General features: G+C 43.2%; 26 protein-coding genes and 2 pseudogenes. 9 read left to right on the top strand and 19 right to left on the bottom strand.

All coding sequences use genetic code 11. From position 1 onward, the window contains the following. Positions 1-23: 23 nt before the first annotated feature. From EP181_RS05410 to EP181_RS05395, 4 genes and pseudogenes are all read left to right on the top strand, one after another. A complete protein-coding gene (locus EP181_RS05410; protein ID WP_127470749.1) occupies positions 24-407 on the top strand; it encodes a CidA/LrgA family protein in 384 nt (127 codons plus the stop codon). Further along, positions 404-1134 (top strand): annotated as a pseudogene (locus EP181_RS12860) (LrgB family protein). The gene EP181_RS05410 and the pseudogene EP181_RS12860 overlap by 4 nt, the downstream one beginning before the upstream one ends. Before the next feature lie 228 nt (positions 1135-1362). Then, positions 1363-1662, top strand: coding sequence for a c-type cytochrome (locus EP181_RS05400; protein WP_127470748.1), 300 nt, complete (start codon positions 1363-1365; stop codon positions 1660-1662). Between the two features lie 22 nt (positions 1663-1684). After that, positions 1685-2971 (top strand): NAD(P)/FAD-dependent oxidoreductase, encoded by a 1287-nt coding sequence (locus EP181_RS05395; RefSeq protein ID WP_127470747.1) that lies wholly within the window; start codon positions 1685-1687, stop codon positions 2969-2971. A gap of 224 nt (positions 2972-3195) precedes the next feature. On the opposite strand, the gene EP181_RS05390 is transcribed toward EP181_RS05395, so the two are convergent. Beyond that, complete coding sequence (locus EP181_RS05390) at positions 3196-3621, bottom strand: FKBP-type peptidyl-prolyl cis-trans isomerase (RefSeq protein ID WP_127470746.1); 426 nt, start codon at positions 3619-3621, stop codon at positions 3196-3198. 66 nt (positions 3622-3687) lie between these two features. Here EP181_RS05390 and dnaQ point away from each other — a divergent pair, with 66 nt between their 5' ends. Then, the gene (dnaQ, locus tag EP181_RS05385; protein WP_127470745.1) at positions 3688-4392 is read left to right on the top strand and encodes a DNA polymerase III subunit epsilon; all 705 of its coding nucleotides are present in this window, start codon (positions 3688-3690) and stop codon (positions 4390-4392) included. Between the two features lie 27 nt (positions 4393-4419). Here the strand turns inward: dnaQ and phnN are convergent, their stop codons facing one another. Continuing rightward, positions 4420-5034 (bottom strand): phosphonate metabolism protein/1,5-bisphosphokinase (PRPP-forming) PhnN, encoded by a 615-nt coding sequence (phnN, locus tag EP181_RS05380; protein ID WP_232023539.1) that lies wholly within the window; start codon positions 5032-5034, stop codon positions 4420-4422. 125 nt (positions 5035-5159) lie between these two features. Here phnN and EP181_RS12340 point away from each other — a divergent pair, with 125 nt between their 5' ends. Both EP181_RS12340 and EP181_RS12335 read left to right on the top strand, forming a co-directional pair. Then, positions 5160-5393, top strand: coding sequence for a DUF3087 family protein (locus EP181_RS12340; protein ID WP_232023538.1), 234 nt, complete (start codon positions 5160-5162; stop codon positions 5391-5393). Continuing rightward, entirely contained in the window at positions 5390-5680 is a 291-nt protein-coding gene (locus EP181_RS12335) for a DUF3087 family protein (RefSeq protein ID WP_232023537.1), read from the top strand. The genes EP181_RS12340 and EP181_RS12335 overlap by 4 nt, the downstream gene beginning before the upstream one ends. 4 nt (positions 5681-5684) lie before the next feature. Here the strand turns inward: EP181_RS12335 and EP181_RS05370 are convergent, their stop codons facing one another. The 7 genes from EP181_RS05370 to alaC all read right to left on the bottom strand — a co-directional run bounded on the left by EP181_RS05370 (position 5685) and on the right by alaC (position 13030). Continuing rightward, positions 5685-5927: an NAD(P)-dependent oxidoreductase gene (locus EP181_RS05370; protein WP_127470744.1), complete on the bottom strand. Its 243-nt coding sequence runs from the start codon at positions 5925-5927 to the stop codon at positions 5685-5687. 30 nt (positions 5928-5957) lie between these two features. Then, positions 5958-7037, bottom strand: coding sequence for a zinc-binding metallopeptidase family protein (locus EP181_RS05365; protein WP_127470743.1), 1080 nt, complete (start codon positions 7035-7037; stop codon positions 5958-5960). 55 nt (positions 7038-7092) lie between these two features. After that, the gene (locus EP181_RS05360) at positions 7093-8034 is read right to left on the bottom strand and encodes an alpha-E domain-containing protein (protein ID WP_127470742.1); all 942 of its coding nucleotides are present in this window, start codon (positions 8032-8034) and stop codon (positions 7093-7095) included. Positions 8035-8088: 54 nt separating this feature from the next. Continuing rightward, positions 8089-9531 (bottom strand): circularly permuted type 2 ATP-grasp protein, encoded by a 1443-nt coding sequence (locus tag EP181_RS05355; protein ID WP_127470741.1) that lies wholly within the window; start codon positions 9529-9531, stop codon positions 8089-8091. A gap of 108 nt (positions 9532-9639) precedes the next feature. Further along, positions 9640-10233 (bottom strand): ANTAR domain-containing response regulator, encoded by a 594-nt coding sequence (locus EP181_RS05350; protein WP_172959700.1) that lies wholly within the window; start codon positions 10231-10233, stop codon positions 9640-9642. A gap of 287 nt (positions 10234-10520) precedes the next feature. Next, complete coding sequence (locus EP181_RS05345; protein ID WP_127470739.1) at positions 10521-11825, bottom strand: homoserine dehydrogenase; 1305 nt, start codon at positions 11823-11825, stop codon at positions 10521-10523. Continuing rightward, complete coding sequence (gene alaC / locus EP181_RS05340) at positions 11822-13030, bottom strand: alanine transaminase (protein WP_197723402.1); 1209 nt, start codon at positions 13028-13030, stop codon at positions 11822-11824. Before alaC ends, EP181_RS05345 begins: the two co-directional genes overlap by 4 nt. Before the next feature lie 303 nt (positions 13031-13333). Between alaC and EP181_RS05335 the strand changes: the two genes are divergently transcribed. Beyond that, on the top strand, positions 13334-13807 hold the full coding sequence (locus EP181_RS05335; protein WP_127470737.1) for an Mth938-like domain-containing protein: 474 nt from the start codon (positions 13334-13336) through the stop codon (positions 13805-13807). Here the strand turns inward: EP181_RS05335 and EP181_RS05330 are convergent. The 4 genes from EP181_RS05330 to surE all read right to left on the bottom strand — a co-directional run bounded on the left by EP181_RS05330 (position 13751) and on the right by surE (position 16848). Further along, positions 13751-14521, bottom strand: coding sequence for a M23 family metallopeptidase (locus EP181_RS05330; RefSeq protein WP_172959699.1), 771 nt, complete (start codon positions 14519-14521; stop codon positions 13751-13753). The genes EP181_RS05335 and EP181_RS05330 overlap by 57 nt on opposite strands. Before the next feature lie 127 nt (positions 14522-14648). Continuing rightward, positions 14649-15227 carry a YqaA family protein gene (locus tag EP181_RS05325; protein ID WP_127470735.1) on the bottom strand — a complete coding sequence of 193 codons (579 nt, stop codon included), beginning with the start codon at positions 15225-15227 and terminating at the stop codon, positions 14649-14651. Further along, entirely contained in the window at positions 15224-15874 is a 651-nt protein-coding gene (locus EP181_RS05320) for a protein-L-isoaspartate(D-aspartate) O-methyltransferase (RefSeq protein WP_127470734.1), read from the bottom strand. The genes EP181_RS05325 and EP181_RS05320 overlap by 4 nt, the downstream gene beginning before the upstream one ends. A gap of 185 nt (positions 15875-16059) precedes the next feature. Next, entirely contained in the window at positions 16060-16848 is a 789-nt protein-coding gene (gene surE / locus EP181_RS05315) for a 5'/3'-nucleotidase SurE (RefSeq protein ID WP_127470733.1), read from the bottom strand. Between the two features lie 170 nt (positions 16849-17018). Here surE and EP181_RS05310 point away from each other — a divergent pair, with 170 nt between their 5' ends. Further along, entirely contained in the window at positions 17019-17513 is a 495-nt protein-coding gene (locus EP181_RS05310) for a Smr/MutS family protein (protein WP_172959698.1), read from the top strand. A gap of 70 nt (positions 17514-17583) precedes the next feature. Here EP181_RS05310 and EP181_RS05305 read toward each other — a convergent pair whose 3' ends face one another. From EP181_RS05305 to EP181_RS05280, 6 genes and pseudogenes are all read right to left on the bottom strand, one after another. Then, positions 17584-17871: an FtsB family cell division protein gene (locus tag EP181_RS05305; RefSeq protein WP_269471166.1), complete on the bottom strand. Its 288-nt coding sequence runs from the start codon at positions 17869-17871 to the stop codon at positions 17584-17586. A gap of 68 nt (positions 17872-17939) precedes the next feature. Continuing rightward, positions 17940-19223, bottom strand: coding sequence for a phosphopyruvate hydratase (gene eno, locus EP181_RS05300; RefSeq protein WP_127470730.1), 1284 nt, complete (start codon positions 19221-19223; stop codon positions 17940-17942). Positions 19224-19329: 106 nt separating this feature from the next. Next, a pseudogene (gene kdsA, locus EP181_RS05295) lies at positions 19330-20165 on the bottom strand (3-deoxy-8-phosphooctulonate synthase). A 1-nt stretch (position 20166) separates the two neighbouring features. Beyond that, the gene (locus tag EP181_RS05290) at positions 20167-21804 is read right to left on the bottom strand and encodes a CTP synthase (protein WP_127470729.1); all 1638 of its coding nucleotides are present in this window, start codon (positions 21802-21804) and stop codon (positions 20167-20169) included. A gap of 160 nt (positions 21805-21964) precedes the next feature. Next, positions 21965-23467, bottom strand: a complete 1503-nt coding sequence (tilS, locus tag EP181_RS05285; protein WP_127470728.1) for a tRNA lysidine(34) synthetase TilS — start codon at positions 23465-23467, stop codon at positions 21965-21967. 61 nt (positions 23468-23528) lie between these two features. After that, complete coding sequence (locus tag EP181_RS05280) at positions 23529-24482, bottom strand: acetyl-CoA carboxylase carboxyltransferase subunit alpha (RefSeq protein ID WP_127470727.1); 954 nt, start codon at positions 24480-24482, stop codon at positions 23529-23531. Positions 24483-24530 lie beyond the last annotated feature (48 nt).

Here is a 24530-nt window from a genome sequence, read left to right as displayed (position 1 = left end):
ATGATGGTTGTTGAGAAAAAAACATGACTTTTCTAGCGGTTATTACATTGCTATTACTTTATCAATTGGCCGGAGAACTAATCGTGCTGGGCTTAAACTTGCCCATACCCGGTCCGGTGGTGGGCATGTTATTGTTCTTACTGACGCTCATTATTAAAAAACCGCTTATGCAACAGGTCGAAAAACCAGCACAAATGCTATTAGCACACCTGTCCCTATTGTTTGTACCAGCAGGTGTCGGTTTAATGATTCATTTAGGGCGTTTAAAAGAAGAATGGCTTGCGATTAGTGTAGCCTTAGTTGTAAGCACTATACTGGGCTTACTCGTTACCGCGTGGAGCATGATGGCCATTTTAAAACTGCCTAACCTTGTTAAACGCTTTAAAACCCCAAAAAAACCTTTATGACCCCAATGACTCAAGCTTCAGCTGTTTGGGTTTACCTGTCAGCCAGTCCACTTTTAGGCTTGGTGCTTACTCTTGTGTGTTACCTAATGGCAGTAAAGATTTACCATCAAGCACACTCTAACTCCCTGCTTAATCCAGTATTACTCTCTATTTTAATGATTGTGGGCACACTGAGTTTATTTAATATATCGTATGAAGCCTACTTTTCTGGGGCACAATTTATTCATTTTTTATTGGGACCCGCTACCGTTGCCCTAGCGATTCCACTTTACTCACAACTCAGCAAACTTAAAACCGTTTGGCTTTCGCTGTCCATTGCACTGGTGTTTGGCATTAGTGTATCTGGATTTAGTGCGTATTACATTGCGTCTTTATTAGGGGCAAGCGAGCAAACCATGCTCTCCCTAATCCCCAAGTCCGTTACCGCTCCCGTGGCCATGGGCATTGCCGAAAAAACGGTGGCCTGCCCACGTTAACGGCCGTTTTTGTGGTCATAACGGGTATCTTGGGTGCGGTGCTTGGAACCGCTCTTTTTAAACTCTTTAAAATTAAAGATCACGCAGTTCAAGGGGTCGCGCTTGGGGTTACAGCGCACGGTTTAGGCACCGCTCGTGGTTTTCAAGTGAGTGCTCAGATGGGTGCATTTGCGGGTCTGGCCATGGCGCTTTCAGCGTCGATTTCTGCACTGATTTTACCGTTACTTTTATCATTAATAGACAATGGTTAGCCAATGGTGCAATGCTCTAAAAAGATGCGTAAAATCTCTTAACAAAACCCCCTAGATGCCCGCCAACTTAGACAAATCGCACGCCATAAAATTCAATCCTTATATAAATTTTTTTTATAATGGTTAAATCTCAGTGTTTATGACATTTGACTTGTACTATAATTTTTTATGCTAATTGATATAGATCAATAAAAAGAAAAACGCTTAACTCTTTAAAAAGGATGACTCATGAAAAAAACATCAATAGCCTTTGCCGGCGCATTAATGTTAACCAGCCTGTCTAGCTTTGCCGTAGAACGTGGTGAAATGCTAGCAAACAGCTGCTTCTCTTGCCACGGTTATGATGGCAAAGCCACCGGCGCTACAATCCCCCCTTTGGGCAATTATCCAGCCTCTTTAATTGTGAGCCAAATGAAGGCTTACCGCGATGGTACTCGTAAGGGAACAATCATGCCTCGTCACGCTAAAGGCTACACGGACGAAGAAATTGTGCTAATGGCAAAATACATTGGCGTACAAGGCAAATAAGGAGCTTACGATGGAACATACTATGAATTCTTTAACACGCAGACAAGCACTAAAACTAGTGGCCGCAGGCGTTGCACTACCGGCAGGTTTGAGCTTAACAGGTTGTGCCACAGCATCGCGCAAAGGCGCTGGCGAGGTTATCGTTATTGGCGGTGGCTTTGGTGGTAGTAGCACAGCAAAATATTTAAAACGTTATAGCCCTGATCTAAACGTCACACTAATTGAACCCAGCAAAACCTATGTAACGTGCCCTGGCTCAAACTGGGTGATTGGTGGTCTTGCAGAAATGAATGAAATTACTCAAACGTACGATGGCTTAAATAAGCGTGGCGTTAATGTTATTCATGACATGGTAAAAAGTGCCGATCCTGCAAAACAAACTATTACGTTAGCCAGTGGTAAAACTTTATCTTATGACCGTTTAGTGGTTTCTCCTGGGATTGATTTTAAATGGGACATACACGCGGGTGTTAACAGCGCTACCGCAGACGTACTGCCGCACGCTTACAAAGCAGGCGCACAAACTCTGTTATTGCGTGATCAGCTTCGCGCCATGCCACAAGGTGGAACGTTTGCAATGATTGCCCCGCCAAATCCATTCCGCTGCCCTCCTGGACCTTACGAGCGCGCGGCTATGGTAGCCAATTACTTTTCAAAGCATAACAAAACCGCTAAGATTTTAATTTTAGATCAAAAAGACAAATTCTCTAAACAAGGTTTGTTTATGTCTGGCTGGGAAACCAATTATGGCCAAATGATTGAATGGGTGTCAGCAACTGATGGTGGAAAACTTAACAGCATTGATGTGGCCAACAAAGCCATTGACGCTGAATACGGGTTGGTAAAAGCCGACGTAATTAACTACATTCCACCCCAAAAAGCCGGCGTATTAGCTGCAACTATGGGTCTTACCGATGCCAAAGGCTTCTGCCCAATTGACCCTGTGACGTTTGAATCGACCATTCACAAAAATATTCACGTAATTGGCGATGCATCCAATGCCGGTAGCATGCCAAAATCAGGCCATTCAGCAACCAGCCAAGGTAAAATTGTGGCGGCTAACGTAGTACTTTCATTGGCAGGACAAGCGCCAATGAGTGCTAAACACGTTAACACCTGTTATTCATTAATCACTAACGATTATGCAATTTCGGTGGCGGCGGTTTATGACGTAATCGATGGCAAAATTGCTGACGTTAAAGGTGCTGGTGGAGTTTCTGATGCTAAAGCGTCGGCACAAGACAGAAAAATGGAAGCACTTTACACTCGCGGTTGGTATAAGAGCATTACAGACGAGGTTTGGGGATAATTTATCCTTATCTTAGTTTAGCTTTTTAGCTTTTTAGCTTTTTAGCTTTTTAGCTTTTTAGCTTTTTAGCTTTTTAAAAGCTTAGCTAAAAGGCTTTACAAATCTAATCGTCAAGCGGCTTTAAGCTAAAAAGAACGTAATGCTGCAGACACAAAAAAGCCTCACATGAATGAGGCTTTTTTGTGTCTAAGGTTTTAACCTTAAGTGTGAATAGCCGCACTTAATTAATGTACTTCCAGCACTTCTACTTTGTAGTTAAGCACTTGATCGGCTAGCGGATGATTGCCGTCTAAATACACTTTTTCTTCGGTTACGCTAATGATTCTAAACACTATCACTTCACCGTCTGGGTCTTCTGTTTCAACGGTTGAACCCACTTCAAGTTCAACATCGTCTTCAAAATTTTCAGGTCCAGCAAATACCACCAAGCTTTCATCCGAAACGCCGTAACCTTTTTCGGGCTGGATGGTGACTTTGGCACTAAAGCCTGGCTCTTCGCCTTCTAAAAACTCTTCAAGACCTTCAATAATTTCACCTTCGCCTTGAATGTAAATAACCGGTTCGCTGTCGAATGTTGAATCAATCACTTCACCGCTTTCGTCGCGTAGTTCGTAGTGAAATGTAACGCGACTGCCTTTTTTAATTCTCATAATTGCCCCTTGATGACGGTTTTTGCTTTAAAATAATTAGCTTATTTTACAGCAAAGAAAAACGAAATGCGCCAGATAATCTTAGACACCGAAACCACCGGATTTGACCCAAAAACAGGTGATCGTATTATTGAAATTGGTGCGGTAGAACTGTTTAAACGCCGTTTAACCCAAAATACCTACCACCAGTACATTCAACCTGAGCGCTCAGTTCCGCTTGACGCCATTGCGGTGCACGGCATTACTGATAAGTTTTTGCTTGATAAACCGATTTTTTCGCTCATTGTAGACGACTTCATGGCCTTTGTAAGCGGTGCCGAGCTGATTATTCACAATGCACCGTTTGACGTAGGTTTTATTAACCACGAATTAGCGCGCTTAAAAAACAATCGTTGGGGCAAAATTGAAGACCATTGCACCATCACCGATTCGTTAAAAATGGCGCGTAAAACCTATCCCGGACAACGCAACTCATTAGACGCTTTGTGCAAACGACTCTACATTGACAACAGCAACCGCACATTACACGGCGCATTGCTCGACTCAGAAATTTTAGCCGACGTGTATTTGGCTATGACCGGTGGGCAAACTCACTTGTTGCTTAACAGCGAAACCCCCAGCTCGGAAGAGTCACGAGAGCAAAATGCTCTTAAAGCACAACGTCCTAGTGGTCTTTTAAAGGTGCTCTACGCCAACGACATTGAGTTGCAAGAACATCACAACAAGTTAACCGAAATTTCAAAGAAAAGTGGTTTAAGCTTGGCCTGGTAATTTTAATAAACGCGTCTAAATCGCAAATTAAGACTCACATTTGCCTAGCAACACTTCAACCAATTGCTTACCCGCCTGCTCCAGTAAATTGTTATTGTTGATGGTGATCAATTTAGGATGGCTTAGATTTTGATAGGATAATGCGCCTTGTAGCCGCTGATGTATTTGTTCTAATGATTCGCGGCCTCGTGCAATAAGTCGTTGCTCCAAAATAGTTAAAGAAGCGCTGATGAGTACAGGAATTAACTCTGGATAACGCTCAATGGCGTGGTTAAAATATTCTCGCGATCCATTTATGACCACATCACAGCCTAAATTTAGCCAATCTTGTACCTCAATGCCAATGCCGTAATGTAAATTATGACTGTGCCAGGCAAACATAAAACAACCTTTCTGTTGACGATTTAAAAACTCATCTTCGCTAAGTGAAACATGATTTTCATCGTTTATTTGAACAGCCCTGGTAATGTAACGATGCGCAAATAACACGTTGCTTTGACTTAAAAAAGGCCGTGCATAGCGTAATAAACTGTCTTTACCCACCCCAGAGGCGCCTAGTACGTAAAACAACCGTCCTTTTTTAAAACTATTTACGGACGATTTTAATATCATTTCATTATGACCAGGCCTGGTAGTATTCATACGTTATGCTCTTTGTGTTTATATCAGAGACCTTTGCACGTTCAAAGATCGTATCAATATGGTAATTGCGCCAGCAACCCCGTAAAATAGTTTTTTTAAAAATTTTTAAAAGTGAGTTGCTCATTATGTTTACTATTCAAGCCATCGACCCCAAACATTATCGTCGCCAAACGCGTAAAGCCACACTCATAATGATGGGAATTTTCATCGTAATTGGTTTTGTGTTTTCATACGGCTTTGTAACTTATTTAGGCGAATATTCAAACAGCCCATTGGTACTAAATTTAATGGGAGCAATATTAGGCTTGGCTCTCACCGGATTTATTGTTAAACAATTTTTGCTAACAAACCTTGGATGAAAGAAGCCATCTATGGCTGGCAATTAAAACGCAATTTAATGCATATTAGCAATGTATTACGTCAAGTTAAAGAACAAGCCGAGGTCAATAATACGGAGGCTTTACAAATATTGAGGTTTTATCATCTAGGACTAGAGCAAATGCATAAGCTCGATGACAACAATCACGCATTGGTAGATTTAATGGCTGAAAAGCACGCTACTGAAACACAAATGGGGGCGTTAGGATTATCGCTTGAACAGATTAGTTTTGATCCGGCATGGATTGAGGCTTATAAGACACTGTAACGATTTACAAGGCATCATAAACTTGCTCTAGTTGCAGGGAATGATGTTGACAATAACGCTCAACCGCCTGATTTACATATAAATCACTAGACGCGGCAATCACTTTATGGGGTGCCAAAACGGTTACCAGAGCACCGGCTTCAATCCATTTTTTGACCGCTAAAGCGGCCAGCATTTCGCCCCCCACAACAACGCAATGTAAGGGATTTTGATTAAATTGAGTTGTTTGAGCCCTTAAATTCGCCATGAAGTGCTCCTTGAGAGATTTTTAAGTAACTTAAGTTTGACGACTCTCTTGAAAATAACTTCCTAGATCAGCATCAAACAAATGCGCCGAATCGACAATTTCATCAATAAAACGCATTTTTCCTTCGACAATGGGCGATAAAAAAAATGGATAAGGATCGGCCATTCCCATGCTTCGATTGAGCGCATTCATAATTTGCGAGACTTGCGCCCACTCTTTAAACCAATGATCAAAATCGTTCTTTTTGGGTTCATACACACTTAAGCCATAGCTTACGGCGGTTTCTAGCGTATCGACCATGTGCAAATAATGCGCCCAAGTTTCGGCCCAATCTTCGTGAGGATGACTGCTGGCGTATGGCGTTATGTAGCGAAACGTCCAACGCTTGGTGGCCATTTTTTGGTAATGCTTTTCAAGCGCCAGTGCGTAATCTTGACGCTCATCGCCAAACACTTCTCTAAAACGCGTTTGCAAACCTGGTTTTTCAATGAGCAAACACCAGTAATAATGGGCTATTTCATGTCTAAAATGCCCCAATAAAGTTCGGTAACGCTCGCCCAACTGCTCTTTCATGGTGTGTAAAAAACTTTCGTCTGCCTCGGCGGCATTAATGGTAATTAAGCCATTATTGTGGCCGGTCAATACAAACTCAAGTTCAATGTGTGGGTGGCTGCGCCGATCTTCTAAAAAGTCAAAACGTAAATTATCGCTTAAACGCCCTTCTCCACAAAAAAGCTTTAAATCCAATAGGTTATAAAGCATTCTTCGCTTAGAACGTTCAAGTAAATGCCAGCGCCGCGGATTTTTATCCAATCCCATATCTGGAATAATATGCGTGGTACGGCACGACACACACTGACATTCGGATTGCGGTTCGTTGTTGCCTATAACCCAGTTACACTTCACCACCGATTCGCGCAGCTGACAAACCCTAAAATTCATGTATTCGGCCGATGTTTCTGTTTTAGTATAAAACTTAAAATCACTTCGAACCTCACCACTCCACATGGTTTTTGCCACGGGATCGTACACTAAATCACGACCACATATCCCGCAGGATAGGTCATTGAAAAAAATTTCTTGCCGACATTGACAAAAAAAACGCTTCATAGAAGACCTCTTTGTTTTTAAAACCCAATTAAATTGGCGTTGCGTAACCTCAGCGTTACGCCACCAATTTGGGATTAAACCACAGCTCATAACACAAATTGTGTAAGACCGAAAAATCCTGTTGTAACTGATCTAAATAGTCGTGCAATGCAATCGAGCCCACATCAAAACGTTCTGTGTCTTCTAAGCGTATTAAAAACTGCTCTAACGCGCTGTTTATAGGCTGACTGGCTGGTAAACGCTCGGTAACTTGCTTCATAACATTTACGCAAAAACGAATAGAGCGCGCAAATTCTGGGTCGTGAATTAAAAAGTCCACCACTTGCTGGCCATTTATTTCAGTTTGCACGTGCTGTCGATACATAAAATACCCGCTGGCCGACTTTAGAAGATTTGCCCATAAAATACTGTGAGTTTGATATTCATCGTCCACCACATCGTCTTGAGCCAAAAATAGACCACCCACATCCAAAATGCGTGAGGTCATGTCCGCTCTTTCGATACTCATGCCCAACTTTATAAAGCGATAAGTATAGTTTTGGCTCATAGTGCTCGACAACATGCCTGACCAGGCCTGGCAGGATTTAATAATGTACTCTAGCAGCTGATTGCGTTTAGAGCGGGTTAAAAAATCGTCTTGATGCGTTTTAACATGCAAGTAAAGCTCGTTAATGTGTAACCACGCTTCACGCGGTAAAATATCGCGGGTGGTTCGCGTGTTTTCGCGCGCCCACCAAAGTGAGCTCATTAATGAATTGCCATTGTTTCGGTCACTTAATAACATGGCCATGCAGTTTTTTTCGGTTTTGGCGTCGTAATTCTCTTCAAAATACGTCTCACTGCTGGTGATTTCTACCAGCGTAAACCAACTTAATTTTACCGCTCTTGGCAAATCAAACATTAATTGCGACTGCACTCGCGCTAACCGTGCGGTGTTTTCAACTCGTTCTATATAACGTGCTAACCAGTAAACTCTTTCGGCTACTCTTGATAACATACTGCTCACCTAATACTAATGTGAAACCTTTTACCTAAAAAGGCTTCAAGGTAATTATTCTCTAACAATCCAGGTGTCTTTACTGCCGCCACCTTGTGATGAATTAACGACCAAAGAACCCTTACGTAACGCGACTCGTGTTAAACCACCGGCCGTAACATAACTGTGTTTACCTTGTAAAATAAACGGTCGCAAATCGACATGCCGTGGCTCAACCCCTTGTTCGCATACCGTGGGTACGGTCGATAAATTCAAGGTGGGTTGGGCGATGTAATTGCGTGGGTTTTCAATAATTAACTGCCTAAAGGCTTCTATTTCCTCGGCACACGCGCAAGGTCCAATCATTAAGCCATAACCACCCGATTCATTAGCAGGCTTTACCACCAATTCAGCTAAATGCGCTAACACATAGTCACGATCAACCTCAACACTGCACAGATAGCTAGGAACATTTTCAACCAACGGCTCTTGATTTAAATAAAAGCGAATCATATCGGGCACAAACGAATACACCACTTTATCGTCGGCCACACCGCATCCGGGTGCGTTGGCAATGGCGACATTGCCGGCACGCCAAACGCGCATCAAACCGTTTACTCCCAAAGTTGAATCAGAATTAAACACCTCTGGGTCAATAAACGCATCGTCAATACGGCGATAAATTACATCGACTTTTTTTAATCCGTCGATGTGGCGCATATACACACAATCGTCGTCTAACACCACCAAATCACTGCCTTCAACCAACTCTGTACCCATTTCGTGCGCCAAATACGCGTGCTCGTAGTAAGCCGAGTTATACACTCCTGGAGTAAGCACCACCACTTCGGGCTGCGTTACGCCATCGGCGGCTAAAGAACATAACATGGCTAATAAATTGGTTGGGTATTGATCCACAGGCATAATGTTAATATCGTTAAACACCTCGGGCATAACTTGTTTCATCACCGCGCGATTTTCTAACATGTACGATACGCCGGAAGGCACGCGTAAATTGTCTTCTAGCACATACATCTTGCCATCATCACCGCGTACTAAATCCGAACCACATATGCACGCCCAAGAACCGTGTTTTAGTTTCATGCCTTTGCACTCGGGCCGATAGTCTTTTGACGACAGCACTACATCAAGGGGTATAATGCCGGCTTTAAAAATAGCTTGTTCGTTGTAAACATCTTCTATAAATAAGTTAAGTGCTTTTAAACGTTGTACCAACCCTTTCGAAATGGTTTGCCATTCAGTTTCGGCAATGGTTCGCGGAAACACATCAAAAGGCCAAAGTCGATCTATGTTGCCTTTGTCGCTGTACACCGTAAACGATATACCCATTTGAGCTATGGTGTTGTCGGAGTTTTTTTGCAAATCAGCAAAATCTTTGAGACTAAAAGGTTGTAAATAGTCATACAACTGTTTAGCCGCCCAACGGGGCGCAGTGCCGGTTTGCATGGCTTCATCGTACACTCCTTTTACAGAGTAATTTAACAGCGCGGTTTCCATATCTACACCTCTTAGATCCTTTTTTAAAGAGGTGCATTCTTTAGGGCACCTCTCTTTAAAGATCTTTTTTGTTGTAACGCAGACCAAACTTGGTCACTCTAAAAAAGCTTATTCAACACTGGATAAGCCTGCTAACACACCACTCACCTCTCTGGCAATAATGGTTATTTTTTTACCTTGATCCATCGCCATTTTTCGTAAGGTTTGATATGCCTCATCTTCCGACATGGCTTTATGCTCCATCAACAATCCTTTGGCTTTTTCGATTAAGCCACGCTCTGTTAATTTATGTTTTACATCGGTAAGCTCTTTTTTAAGCGAATAGCAGGTTTTAAAGCGCAGCATAGCGACTTCTATAATGGGCTTGATGCGCCCTAGCTCTTTACCCCCGACAATGTAGGATGTAATGCCAACATTAACCGATTGTTTAATAACTTCTGAATCCCCATCGTTGCTAAAACACACCACGGGCTTTGGGCAAAACTCATGCACAATAGCAAACTGCTCAAACAACTTAGTACTGGGTTTTTCAACATCAAGTACAATCAAATCAAATACACGCTCGTTTAATACGCTTAAAATATTTTCTCCACACGTTAAGTAATGAATATCTCGCGCACCACAAGCACGCAATCCCAACTCAACTACAGCAGAATGGTTTTTTTCATCGCGTACCAGCAGTACATTAAACGCGTCAAGCATGCAATTTCTCTCCGTTTCTATCACTTTTATGTGCTCCATTTACATTTAGCTTTTTAAGTGCCATTAAAATATAAAACAATAAATACATATACTTAAGTAAAATAACATTTAAATTAACATATCAACCAATCCGTAACGCACCATTTTGGATGTAAAAATCACTTAATAAGTGCGCTCTAAAATTAAGACAAAAAAAGCACCCAAATCTGTTGACCAAAACGTCAAAGATTGGGTGCTGTTTTATAAAAAAGTATTCTTACAAACTTAAGCTAAAACCTTGCCTGCCCTTAATGCACAGAGGCAATACGAATGCGCATTACATCCCCGCTTATGTCTGCCAAGCTTTGCAAACTTGCCAACGCTTGGTTAAACTTGGCTTCACTTACCACATCGGTCGTCACAGCTAACCAGGCCTGGTCAGCGTTATCGGTTGAAGGCTCTTGATGCACGTGCTCAATGCTAATATCAAAATCGGCAAATACACTGGTAATTTTAGCCAGTGCACCAGAGTGATCTAGCACAGTGCAACGCACATAAAAGGCCGAATTAGTCGCTTCAATGCTCACGACCGACGCAGATTGCAGAGTGTTAAACCCTAAAGCAGGCACTCGGTCAACAATAGGTTGATGGCGCGCACGAATAACATCAATAAGGTCGGCGACCACTGCACTTGCTGTAGGCCCAGCCCCAGCGCCTGGTCCGTAATACATTGTTGAGCCAACATGACTGCCGTGAACCATCACCGCGTTCATTACTCCGTCTACTTGCGCTAACAAAACCGATTTGGGCACCATGGCGGGATGCACGCGCAAAGCGAAGCCATCAGAGGTTCGACTGGCTAATCCTAAGTGTTTGATTTCATAGCCCATCTGCTGTGCAAAGCGAATATCGTTTGCACTGATTTTACTTATTCCCTCTGTATAAACTTTGTTAAATTGCAGCTCTATACCAAAAGCAATTGAGGCTAAAATGGTTAACTTATGCGCCGCATCAATACCCTCTACATCAAAGGTTGGGTCTGCTTCTGCATACCCTAACTCTTGCGCCACGTTAAGCACTTTGGCAAAGTCAGCTCCAGGCTTTTTCATTTCGGTTAAAATGTAGTTTCCGGTGCCATTAATAATACCGGCCAACCACTCAATTTTATTAGCGGCCAAGCCTTCACGCAACGCCTTAATAATGGGCACACCACCGGCCACGGCCGCTTCGTATTGAACCATGACATTATGCTGCTGCGCCAAAGCAAACAAACCATTGCCGTGCTCAGCAATAAGCGCTTTGTTGGCTGTAACCACGTGTTTACCAGCTTTTATGGCGGTTTCTAACAGAGTTTTTGCCAAAGTGGTGCCACCCATAAGCTCAACCACAATTTCAACGTCTGGGTGTGTAACCACGCTCATGGGGTCGTCTGTTAAAGTAATCCCATTTAATTTTACGTTACGCGGACGATTTAAATCGCGAACGGCCACAGCCACAATCTCAATGCTGTGCCCTAAACGACGTTCAATTTCGGGCAAGGTGGTTTGTAAAATATCAACTGCTCCACCACCGACGGTACCAAACCCCAATAAACCAATTTTTACTGTGCTCATCCTGCCTGTCCTACTGGGTTGATTAAACCGTCTTTTTTAAACATATCTCTAATACCACGAATGGCTTGACGTGTGCGGTGTTCGTTTTCAATTAAACCAAAACGCACGTGATCATCACCGTAATCGCCAAAACCAATTCCGGGAGAGACCGCTACTTTAGCTTCAACCAACAATTTTTTAGAGAATTCAATGGAGCCCAACGCTTTATAAGCCTCTGGAATCGGTGCCCATAAGAACATGGTAGCTTTGGGCGGGGTTACCGGCCAGCCAATTGCGTTTAAGCCGCTGCACAACACATCACGGCGTGCCTTGTACATGTCTGAAATTTCTTGCACACACTCTTGCGGCCCTTCTAAGGCGGTAATGGCCGCAACTTGAATAGGCGTAAACGTGCCGTAATCCAAGTACGACTTCATGCGCTTTAACGCATGCACTAAAGTAGGATTGCCCACCATAAAGCCCACACGCCAACCTGGCATGTTGTAGCTTTTAGACAAGGTGTAGAATTCCACGGCAATGTCTTTAGCGCCCGGTACTTGCATAATAGACGGTGCAACATAGCCATCAAACGCAATGTCGGCGTAAGCTAAATCGTGAATTACCCAAATATTGTGTTCTTTGGCAATGGCAATGACTTTCACAAAAAAGTCGAGCTCAACCGTTTGTGTGGTGGGGTTACCCGGAAAGTTTAAAACCAACATTTTGGGCTTTGGCCAAGAATCTTTGATGGCTTTTTCAAGCTCTTCAAAAAAATCGACATCAGGCGTCATACGAACATGACGAATGTCCGCACCGGCAATCACAAAACCGTACGGGTGAATCGGGTAAGCTGGATTAGGCACCAATATGGTGTCGCCTTTATCCACCGTTGCCAAAGCCAAATGCGCCAAACCTTCTTTAGAACCAATGGTTACCACGGCTTCTGAGTCAGGGTCTAAGTCGACGTTAAACTTGGTTTTATACCAGTTACAAATCGCTTTACGCAAACGCGGAATACCTTGCGACACCGAATAACGGTGGGTGCCTTCACGTTGCACCACTTCAATCAATTTATCGACAATGTGCTTGGGCGTATCTTGGTCTGGGTTACCCATACCAAAATCAATTATGTCCTCTCCTCTACGACGGGCTTCGGCTTTAAGCTCGCCCACAATATTAAATACATAGGGAGGAAGTCTTTTTATTCTTTGAAAATCGTCTGCCACGATGGTTTGCCCTTTATATGCCCAAAACTGTTGGGCGATTGCACAATACGGATTAATTGGAACGGTTGTTTACAATTCTTGTTCGAGACTTTTTTATGTTAAGTTTTTTGGCTGTTTCTGAGTCTCATACCCTTTAAAAATGCCACCTAATCTAGGGGGATTTTTGTAAAGGCACAATGATACAGTATGATTTTTTTTCGTCAATTGAAAAAAAACATTATATCGGCTTTAATACACGCTTAATCCAGCACGTTTTATCCGGCGTATTGATTGCCCAAAACCTATTAAACAAGAGCGTGTCTAATGAAATTTACCGAACACCGTGATTCAAATGTATTTGCAGTTAAACACTATCAACCAGGCCTGGTTAAAGTAAATAACCTAACGTTTTATAACTCTTTTTTTATTACTCAACACACTACGCATGACGATTGGCCGTGTACTGCCATTGAGCAACTTACCCCTCAACTATTAGACCCGCTCTTAGCACAAAAACCCGAAGTAATTATTTTAGGAACAGGCGATAAACAAACATTTCCTGCACCTCAATTATTTGCCTATTGCGCACAGAACCAGTGTGGTTTAGAAGTAATGGCCAACGATGCCGCTTGTCGAACCTATAATGTACTCACATCAGAAGATCGAGATGTTGTATTGGCGCTGATTATGCCGCAAAACTTGGGCGCAGCTCCGATAGATAATCGCGAAAAGAAGAAGAGGCTACTTTTTAAGCAGGGTGTTAATAGACACTTTTCGCCCTTGATAACGCGCTTCTAAATACAGCTTGGGCGTTTTGGTAGAGCCAGAACGCCCCAAGGTTGCGATAGTATCCCCTGCTTTAACCGCATCACCCTCTTTAACGTTAAGCTGACTGTTGTGAGCATAAATCGACATGTAACCATCATCGTGTTTTAAGACCGCCATCCAACCAAAGTTAACAATTCCATCGCCCGCGTAGACAACTTTACCAGAGGCTACGGCTCTTATTGGCAAACCTATTTGCCCATACACTTCAAGCACCGACAATCCTGCCGCATCACGCACAAAAGCCGATTTTATTGCGCCGTCGGTTGGCCACAACCATTTAGACGAATGGGTTGACTCTGCCCGTACCGATGAATTCTTTACGGAACCCTGAGCAGAATGACTTGCCTCTGGATTGCTTGAGCGCACAGAAGTCGCTTGCTGATTTTTTGACAATGTCTCTAATCGGCTAATAGGCTCGTTCAAAGGCATGTCCAACTCTTGCTTTGCATAAAGCAAGTAAGGTGAGCTTAATTCGTTAACTTTGGCTAACTGCCCCATGTCCACCTTACATCGATAAGCAATGCTGCTCAACGTGTCACCAGGCACTACTGTGTAAGGCGATTTGCATGGGTAACTAGCGCCCTTAACCAACGTGAGTTTTGCAGCAGTCGCTTTATTGACCGTTACATTGTTAGTTCGGTTTGGGTATTTGGTCGCCGAAGTACAGCCGACTAACCAGGACACCGCAACACAGTACACAACCAATCGCAACCAGACTGTATGGTTTAAACCATTTATTAACATGGTAAAAGGCCTTTAAAAAGAGGCATATTAAAATTATTAAAATAGAGACCTTTGCACGGGTGACGTGTCATGTATTTTTCACCACCAACAAGACAATAATAATCACCACAACCGCCCATCCCATCCAATCAACCCACTTACGAATGTACGGTTCTAGGCGGGCACCGCCCCACTTCATCAACGCCGCCACCAAAAAGAAACGTGCGCCACGGCCTAAAAAAGACGCCACAATAAATGGCAATAAAGCCATGCTGGCCGCCCCAGCACTCAACGTAAATACTTTATAAGGAATAGGGCTAAAACCAGCAATAAAGACTATCCAAACACCGTACTCAGCAAAAAAACCTTGTGCAAGTGTAAATTTATCGGCATACCCGATAGACTCTATCCAAGGCATGACCGCATCTATTAACCAATACCCAATGGCATAACCTAACAACCCGCCCAACAACGAAAATACAGTGGTTAACCAAGCGTAATAAAACGCTTTTTTGGGTGTGGCTAAACTCATAGGCATGAGCATTACATCTGGAGGAATCGGAAAAAAAGACGACTCAGCAAAGCTCATTGCACTTAAATACCATGGCGCTTTAGGGTGCCGTGACCAATTGAGAGTCTTATCGTATAACCAGGTAAATATCTTCACACTTCTACTCCAGATTTCATGGGCACAAATAGCACCTCGGCTAAACAGGTTTCTTGCAAACCCGTGAGCGTTTTTTGGTAACCGTATAATCGTTGTTGTTGTTGACCAATGGGGATAATTAAACGCCCCCCTATTTTCAACTGTGTAATCAACGAAGCCGGTAATTGCTCGGGCGCTGCGGCCGAAATAATAGCATCAAAAGGGGCATAATCATTCCAGCCCCAATGACCATCACTAATACCAAAAGTAATATTATCGAGCGTTAGTTTCTCTAACACGCCCTGTGCCTTAGTCGACAACAACGGAATGCGCTCAAGGCTAAACACCTGATCTGACAACAGCGACAAAATAGCCGTTTGATAACCCGACCCCGTTCCAATCTCTAGCACTTTTTTAAAGCCTGACCAGGCCTGGTCATCTTGTCCATTTAACAACCACTGAGTCATTTTAGCGACCACCCATGGTTGAGAAATAGTTTGACCAAAACCAATCGGCAAAGCCGTATCTTCATAAGCCCGAGAAGCTAAGGCTTCGTCTAAAAAAATATGCCGTGGCACACAACGCATCACCTCCAATAACCTTGGGTGTGAAATGCCTTTTTCAATCAAACGCTCAACAAAACGATTGCGAGTTCGTTGCGATGTCATACCCATTCCTTGAAACTGCAAAAAGCATCCGGAATCGTAGGCAACGCCCAGGCAGACACTGGCGCAGAATTGGTTAATTGAAACAACGGGTCAATAGGCTTTAGCATAGGCATTCAACATAAGGATTTAACAAATATAGTTACCAGACAATCGAATGTAAATCGACTGTAAATCGATTATAAAGATCAACTGTGAATTTTAGGCAGCCATTGCTGCAAAGTATTCATCATTTCATAACAGGTTAAATCAATTTTTAATGGCGTGATCGAGGCATAACCTTGTTCAATCGCAAAAAAATCCGTTCCCTCACCTGCATCAGCGGCTATTCCGGCCGGACCTATCCAAAAAATGGGTAATCCACGCGGATCCTGCTGTTTTACGACCGGCTCTGAAACATGACGACGCCCTAAACGAGTAATTTTAAGGCCTTTTAATTCCGACAACGGCACATCGGGGACATTAATATTTAAAATAGTGTCTGCTCTTAAATTCATGCTGGGCAGATCAGCCAAAACTGTCAGCAAAACCTGTGCGGCTGTGTCAAAATACCGATGACCACACAAAGAGATTGCCACCGAGGGTCGGCCTAAAAAACGCCCTTCGGTCGCTGCCGCTACAGTTCCCGAATACAATACATCGTCACCCATGTTAGCACCGGCGTTAATCCCCGAAATCACAATATCGGGTTCATACTCTAACGCGCCATTAATGCCCAAATGTACGCAATCCGTCGGCGTGCCATTAACACTAAATACCTGACAAATAGGGCTTGAAGATGCATGCGCGTAGGCCAGTGAATGTTCTTGTATGCGTAATGGCTCGGTTAACGTTAATGAATTACTGGCCGCACTGCGATTACGCTCTGGCGCAATCAACACCATGCGATCAAATACCGCATGGTCTTTAATCGCGGTAAATAAAGTTTGAATGCCTGGTGCAAAATAACCATCATCATTGGAGAGTAAAATTTTCATCGGGTAGAATACTCTTAAGGACCTCCACTCGTGCAAAGGTCTATCTTATTTAATAACGTTAATAACCAGCAGAATTATATAGCCTACATGAAGTCAGATGAAGATAAATCCTTATTTTGAGCGCAATGGCCGGAGTTAAACAAAATCAGTCTCGCCCAAATAGTGCACAAGTGAACGCGCCAAACACGCAACTCACCACGCAAGCTACCTTAAAAAAGATTAAGGCACGTAATCGTCAAGCCTTATTAAACCCTGAATCGATAGACAATCGACATACTAAAAACAGCTATTTACTCAATCTGCCTGCATTAACAGCCGCTGACTGCATGCTATTTCAGCAAAAAGGCGTACGTACGCAAGAACTTAACAAACTAAGAAAAGGCGACTTTAATTGTCAAGGCAGTTTGGACTTGCATGGCTGTATAGTTGAAGAGTCTGTTGAAATTATTCATGATTTTATAAAACAAGCCTCACAGCAACAACTTCGCTACGTGCGACTTATTCACGGAAAAGGATACAATTCAAACGACACTTTTCCAGCCCTTAAAAATTGTGTAAACCGAGAGTTAAGAAGCCTTAAAAACGTACTGGCTTTTTGCAGTGCACCCGAAAAAGACGGCGGCGTTGGCGCAGTAAATGTTTTTTTAAAAGCACCAGGAAAATAATAAAACGAAAAATAGAGGCATCACCAATAACAAATTGAGTAAATACAGAAAGAAAAGAAAGGAAATTTAATTAATCAATTGTTTCAGCAGAAGAAGGTGTTTCACTTAGTTCATTAGAACCGGCTTGAAGTTCTATAACATTAATAAACACTTCATTTTTTTTGACCATGCCAAGGGTTTGACGGGCAATAGTTTCAACCGCAGCCGTTTGTGTTTGCAAATCTTTAACATGAATCTCTAATTGAGCATTCACCAAACGTTGGTTTTCTAACGATGTTTCTAGCCTTTTAAGCTGCTCTTGTAGAGCCAAAAGTTCACCTACCCCGCCATCCGACGAAAGTAAGCGAACCTGTAAAATTAGAATTAGAATTGCCAGTGCAACGTAAATTTTTTCACACTAGCCACTCCAATCCGTCATGCATTGTATTACTTTTTAAGATTGTAAAAAGCCGACATACCTGGGTAAACAGCTTCACTGCCCAAGGCCTCTTCAATACGAATCAACTGATTGTATTTTGCAATACGATCGGTACGCGATAAAGAACCTGTCTTAATCTGGCCACAACCTGTTGCCACAGCAATATCAGCAATAACAGTATCTTCTGTTTCACCAGAACGATGCGAAACCACCGCAGTGTAGCCAGCTTTTTTAGCCATGGCAATCGCTTCAAACGTCTCGGTTAAAGTACCAATTTGATTAATCTTAATTAAAATTGAGTTAGCAATGCCTTTATCAATCCCTTCTTTTAAGATTTTAGGGTTGGTTACAAACAAGTCGTCACCCACAATTTGCAAACGGTGGCCGTCTAATTCAGTTTGGTATTTAAAACCATCCCAATCCGACTCATCCAAACCGTCTTCAATCGAAATAATAGGGTATTTAGTGACCCAGCTTGACAACAAATCAACCATCTCTTTAGAGGTTAATACTTTGTTTTCCGATGCTAAAGTGTACATACCATCTTTGTACAATTCTGAAGAGGCTGCGTCCATAGCAATCATAATGTCTTCGCCGGCTTTGTAACCTGCAATTTCAATCGCTTCTAAGATTACCGTAATGGCTTCTTCGTTTGATTTCAAATCGGGGGCAAAACCACCTTCGTCACCCACAGCGGTGTTGTAGCCCTTGTCGTGCAATACCTTTTTAAGCGCATGAAACACTTCAGAACCGTAACGAATGGCCTCAGAAATACTGGGCGCGCCCACCGGCATAATCATAAATTCCTGAAAATCCACGCTGTTGTCGGCGTGCTCACCGCCGTTGATGATGTTCATCATCGGTACGGGCATTTTGTAATCGTCGGTTTTTAAGTAGGCGTATAAAGGTAACCCTTTAGACATAGCCGCCGCTTGCGCTGTGGCAATAGACACCGCCAAAATAGCGTTAGCACCCAAGCGAGCTTTATTTTCGGTACCGTCTAAATCAATCATAATGTGATCAATTGCAGATTGATTGGTGGCATCTTGACCCACTAAAGCCGCTTTAATTTCGGTTTTAATGTTGTTAACAGCAACCAAAACCCCTTTACCACCAAATTTAGACTTATCACCATCACGTAATTCAATAGCCTCACGTGAGCCAGTTGAAGCACCAGAAGGAGAAATCCCTCGACCCCAAGAACCGTCTTCTAAAAACACTTCGGCTTCTACCGTTGGATTGCCTCGTGAATCAATCACTTGACGGGCTTTAATCTCTTTAATTAATGACATTACGCGTTCCTATTTTTAATAATTTAAGTTTGATGATAATACAATACGTTGCATGACAAAGGGGTGACGATTAACGCAAAGGCGCTAAAGTGCGCCATAAACAAAACTAAAGCAAACTGCTTTCAATAAAGCCTTGCTTTTTAACCACGTCATCAATCATTTTTAAGGTTTCTAACAACGGCTTAAGGTTATTTAAGGGCCACATATTAGGGCCATCGCTTAACGCCTTTTGCGGATTGGGATGGGTTTCCATAAAAATTCCGGCCACGCCAGCCGCTAATGCTGCACGCGCTAACACCGGAACCATTTCACGCTGACCACCCGAAGTGGTACCTTGTCCACCCGGTTGTTGCACAGAATGCGTTGCATCAAATACCACGGGGCAACCTGTGCTGCGCATAGACGCTAAACCGCGCATGTCCGACACCAAGGTGTTGTAACCAAACGAAGTGCCACGATCACAGACCATAATGTGCTCATTACCCACTTCACGGGCTTTCGCCACCACTTGATCCATGTCCCATGGCGCTTGAAACTGGCCTTTTTTGATGTTTACCGGAATGCCTTGGCGACATACATTTTGAATAAAATTAGTTTGGCGCACTAAAAAAGCCGGGGTTTGCATAACATCCACTACCGAGGCCACTTCAGCCAACGGAGTATCTTCATGCACATCGGTTAATACCGGCACACCAATTTCATCTTTGACCTTTTGCAAAATTCGTAACCCTTCGTCAATGCCTAATCCACGAAAACTGGCGGTAGACGAACGATTGGCTTTATCGTAAGACGACTTAAAAATAAACGGTATCCCAAGTGCCGCAGCCATCTCTTTTAACTGACCTGCGGTGTCAATAGCCAACTGCTCTGATTCAATGACACAAGGTCCAGCAATCAAAAAAATGGTTGGTCAATGCCAACATCAAACCCACATAATTTCATCTTAAACCGCTCCTAGACTGCGTTTATATTGGTTGGCGGCTTCAACAAAGGCGCTAAATAAGGGGTGTCCATTACGCGGCGTAGAAGTAAACTCTGGGTGAAACTGACAGGCCACAAACCAAGGATGGTCAGCAAGTTCGATGGTTTCAACCAAGTTACCATCTTGCGAATGCCCCGCAAAATGCAAACCAGCACTTTCAAGACGTGCCACATAGCCTTCGTTCACTTCGTAACGATGACGATGACGTTCACGAATCACCGTCTTGCCATAAATTTTGTGAATTTTTGAGCCGGCTTCAAGCACACAATTTTGACCGCCTAAACGCATTGTTCCACCTAAATCAGCCGCCTCATCGCGCAACACAGTATGACCTGCTTCATCCGTCCATTCGGTGATTAAGGCCACCACAGGGTGCGGCGTATTGCGATTAAGCTCACTGCTGTGCGCGTTAGCTAAGCCCGCGACGTTACGAGCGTATTCAACTACGGCCATTTGCATGCCTAAGCAAATACCCAAGTACGGAACCTTGTTTTCTCGTGCAAAACGAATGGCCGCAATTTTACCCTCTACACCACGCTCACCAAAACCACCGGGCACTAAAATAGCGTCTTTGTGCTCTAAACGAGCTAAACCGGCGGTTTCTAACTCTTCAGAATCAATGTAATCAATATTGACGCGGGTGTTGGTGTGAATTCCTGCGTGAATTAACGACTCAATCAATGACTTATAAGCTTCGGTTAAATCAGTGTATTTACCCACCATAGCAATGTTTACAAGGTACTGAGGGTTAAGCTGCGCATGCACCACGGCATCCCAATCAGATAAGTCAACTTCTTTGGCTTGAATACCAAAACGTTTCAAAATAATATCGTCCAAACCTTGCTCGTGCAACATACGCGGCACCGCGTAAATGGTATTGGCGTCTAATGAGCTAATAACGGCTTTTTCTTCAACATTGGTAAACAGCGCAATTTTGCGTTTTTCAGAGAGTTCTAACGCTTTTTCTGAACGGCAAATTAAAATGTCAGGCTGAATTCCAATGGAGCGCAACTCTTTAACAGAATGCTGGGTAGGTTTGGTTTTGACTTCGCCGGCGGCGGCAATGTAAGGCAGTAACGTAAGGTGCATAAACACTGAACGGTCACGCCCTACTTCTAAACTTAATTGACGAATGGCTTCTAAAAACGGCAAAGACTCAATGTCTCCTACCGTACCACCCACTTCGACCAATACAATGTCATAACCACCAGCGGCGGCCAAAATACGGCGTTTAATCTCGTCGGTGATGTGCGGAATAACCTGCACCGTGCCACCTAAATAATCGCCACGACGCTCATTACGAATCACGCTTTCATACACTTGGCCAGTCGAAAAACTATTGCTGCGCGTAAAATAGCGTTGCACAAAACGTTCATAGTGACCTAAATCTAAATCAGTTTCTGCGCCGTCATCGGTTACAAACACCTCACCGTGCTGCAAAGGGCTCATGGTACCTGGATCAACGTTAATATAAGGATCCATTTTTAGCATGCTGACTTTTAAACCCCTTGCCTCAAGCAAAGCACCTAAAGAAGCCGCTGCTATTCCTTTACCCAAAGAAGAAACCACGCCGCCTGTTACAAAAATAAATTTAGTCATCTAGTCACACTTATTTGAAGGTTTTGAAATCAAGGATTTGATTGATCAGAATGGAAAAAAATTATAGCTGAAAACGACCTTTTGGGCAACGCTATTTACCGCGTTGCCGCCCAATTTGAACGTCAAATTAGCCGCAAACGACCCTAAAACCAATTGAACGTCAATCAATCGTCAGCAATTGCAAACGCTCATGTTGATTTAATTTAAGGATTACGCGTTGGGTCTGATCATGCAAAAAACCCTCGTTTAACACTTTAAAATTGGGGTCTGTACACTTAAAGCTACCTGATTTAAGCGACTTTTTACATCCTAAAACCGATATAACGCATTGATTCATAACCAAAACAGGCCAAGCCGAACGTTCCCATACTGGAATGCACTGTGTTTGAAAAAATCGCTTTAATCTGTGCGTATTTAACTGCTCTGCTAAATCAGGCTGGGCGCGAACACTGTCTAAATCGAGAATAGACAAATTTGTCATTAACTCATCAGATGATTCATTCCCAGCTAACCACTGTGATTTGCTTAGGTAAAACGCATACTCATTTTCAACAATATCTCCGGTAAGCACATCACTCTCGTGGTTTTGTAAAAAAACAGGACGATTTAATCGCTGTAACGCTTGCGCTAAGCTTAAACTTAATTTGTTGCTCGACAGTCTTGCAGTTGACAAAAAATACAATCGAGTTTGATAAAATCGCAATTCACCTTGAGATAAAACGCAGCTAAACGCGTTCTTTTTTCCATCCCCTTGAGCACTCATCACACGGTTAATCCACTCATAATGATGCGACAGCAAAATAATACGGTGATGCGTCCAAAACCAAAACCGAAGAGCGTTTTTTTGTCCAGCCCAGTCTAGAGTGCCATTAGCAGTTTCAGCCTGTGACAAGACGCTTAAATCAATATAAAAAGGATTTGACCAGGCCTGGTTTAAATCAATTTTGGCTAAACGGTCTAATAATGCGCTACTTTCTTGCAAGTTTTGCGCCGTTCGCGCCAGGGTATTTTGAGAGCTTGGCCATTGTTGATGCAACAAAGGCAACACCTGGTTTCGCACAAAATTACGCTTAAAATCATTGGACTGGTTAGAAGAGTCTTCAACCCAAGTTAGCTTATGGGCTTGTGCAAACTCTTGCAGCGCGCTAAAAGGTGCATTTAATAAAGGACGATGTAACTTAACGGTGCGCGTGCCAATGGTAAGATTTCGAGACAATGCCATCCCCGCCAAACCTTTTACGCCACTGCCGCGCAGCATATTAAGCAACACGGTTTCAGCTTGATCTCTTTGGTGATGACCGGTTAAAAGCACATCGTGCTCACCGCTTAATTGCTCAACCAAGGCTCTGTAACGCAAAGTGCGAGCCGCCGCCTCAATGCCCATTTTTGGCTGCGCTTCCAGCTGAATTGCGACAGCACTAAACGGCACATTAAGGGTTTTACACACTTGGTAACAATGCGCTTGCCAAACCGACGCTTCAACATGCAATCCATGGTGAATATAGCAAGCGTACAACCGCTGTTTTATTTCGGGTTCCTGACTTAGCAAGTGCAATAAAACAGTGGAGTCTAGCCCACCGCTAAACCCAACGCACACACGTGCATCTATTGGAAGTTGTTGGACTGTGTCTTGGATAAAGTCACGAATAAATTTTGAAAGCAACGTGTTCACCAGGCCTGGTCAAAGCGTGTTTAAACGATATTTAAGCACGCTTTAAACAAATTTAAACTTCAAAATTGCCATAATTCATGTAGCGCTGATAGCGCTGTTCTAGCAATGCGTCAATTGGCTTGGTTTTAATGCCATTTAATTGAGCTAATAGTGCAGTTTTGAGGTTTTGCGCAGACATAGCATGATCTCGATGCGCCCCACCCAAAGGCTCTGGAATAATTTGATCAACCAAACCCAAGGTTTTTAAACGCGGTGCGGTAATGCCTAAAGCCTCTGCGGCGTCGGGTGCATTGGCGGCGTTTTTCCACAAAATAGAAGCACACCCCTCAGGAGAAATGACCGAATAGGTGCTAAACTCCATCATCATAGTGACGTCCCCTACCCCAATAGCCAATGCACCGCCAGAACCGCCTTCACCAATTACAGTACAAATAATAGGCACTTTTAATTCGGCCATTTCAATTAAGTTACGCGCTATCGCTTCACTTTGACCGCGCTCTTCTGCGTTTATACCTGGGTATGCACCGGGTGTATCAATAAAAGTAAGCAAAGGCAGATGAAAACGTTCGGCCATTTTCATTAAGCGTAATGCTTTGCGATAACCCTCAGGGCGTGGCATGCCAAAGTTACGTCTAATTTTTTCTTTAGTGTCACGGCCTTTTTCTTGGGCAATGATTACGATACTTTGACCGTCTAAACGAGCTAAACCACCGACAATGGCTTCGTCATCAGCAAACGCTCGATCGCCGTGCAACTCTTTAAAGTCGGTAAAAATGGCGTTAATGTAATCCAGCGCATAAGGACGTTGTGGATGGCGTGAAATCTTAGCAATTTGCACATCTGTGAGCTTTTTAAAAATGGTTTGAGTCAGCGTCTTACTTTTTTGCTCAAGCGCAGACACTTCTTGCAAAATATTCATGTCACCACCATCCATGTGGCGTAACTCTTCTATTTTTGCCTCAAGCTCAGCAATAGGCTGTTCAAAATCTAAAAAATCCAGTTTCATACGTTTACCGTCTTATCCGTTAAATTACAAATTATGCTTATTTTAGCA

Source organism: Thiomicrorhabdus aquaedulcis, assembly GCF_004001325.1.
Taxonomy (GTDB): domain Bacteria; phylum Pseudomonadota; class Gammaproteobacteria; order Thiomicrospirales; family Thiomicrospiraceae; genus Thiomicrorhabdus; species Thiomicrorhabdus aquaedulcis.
Note: the sequence above shows the minus strand (reverse complement) of the source record. Positions and strands in the feature narration are given on the sequence as shown.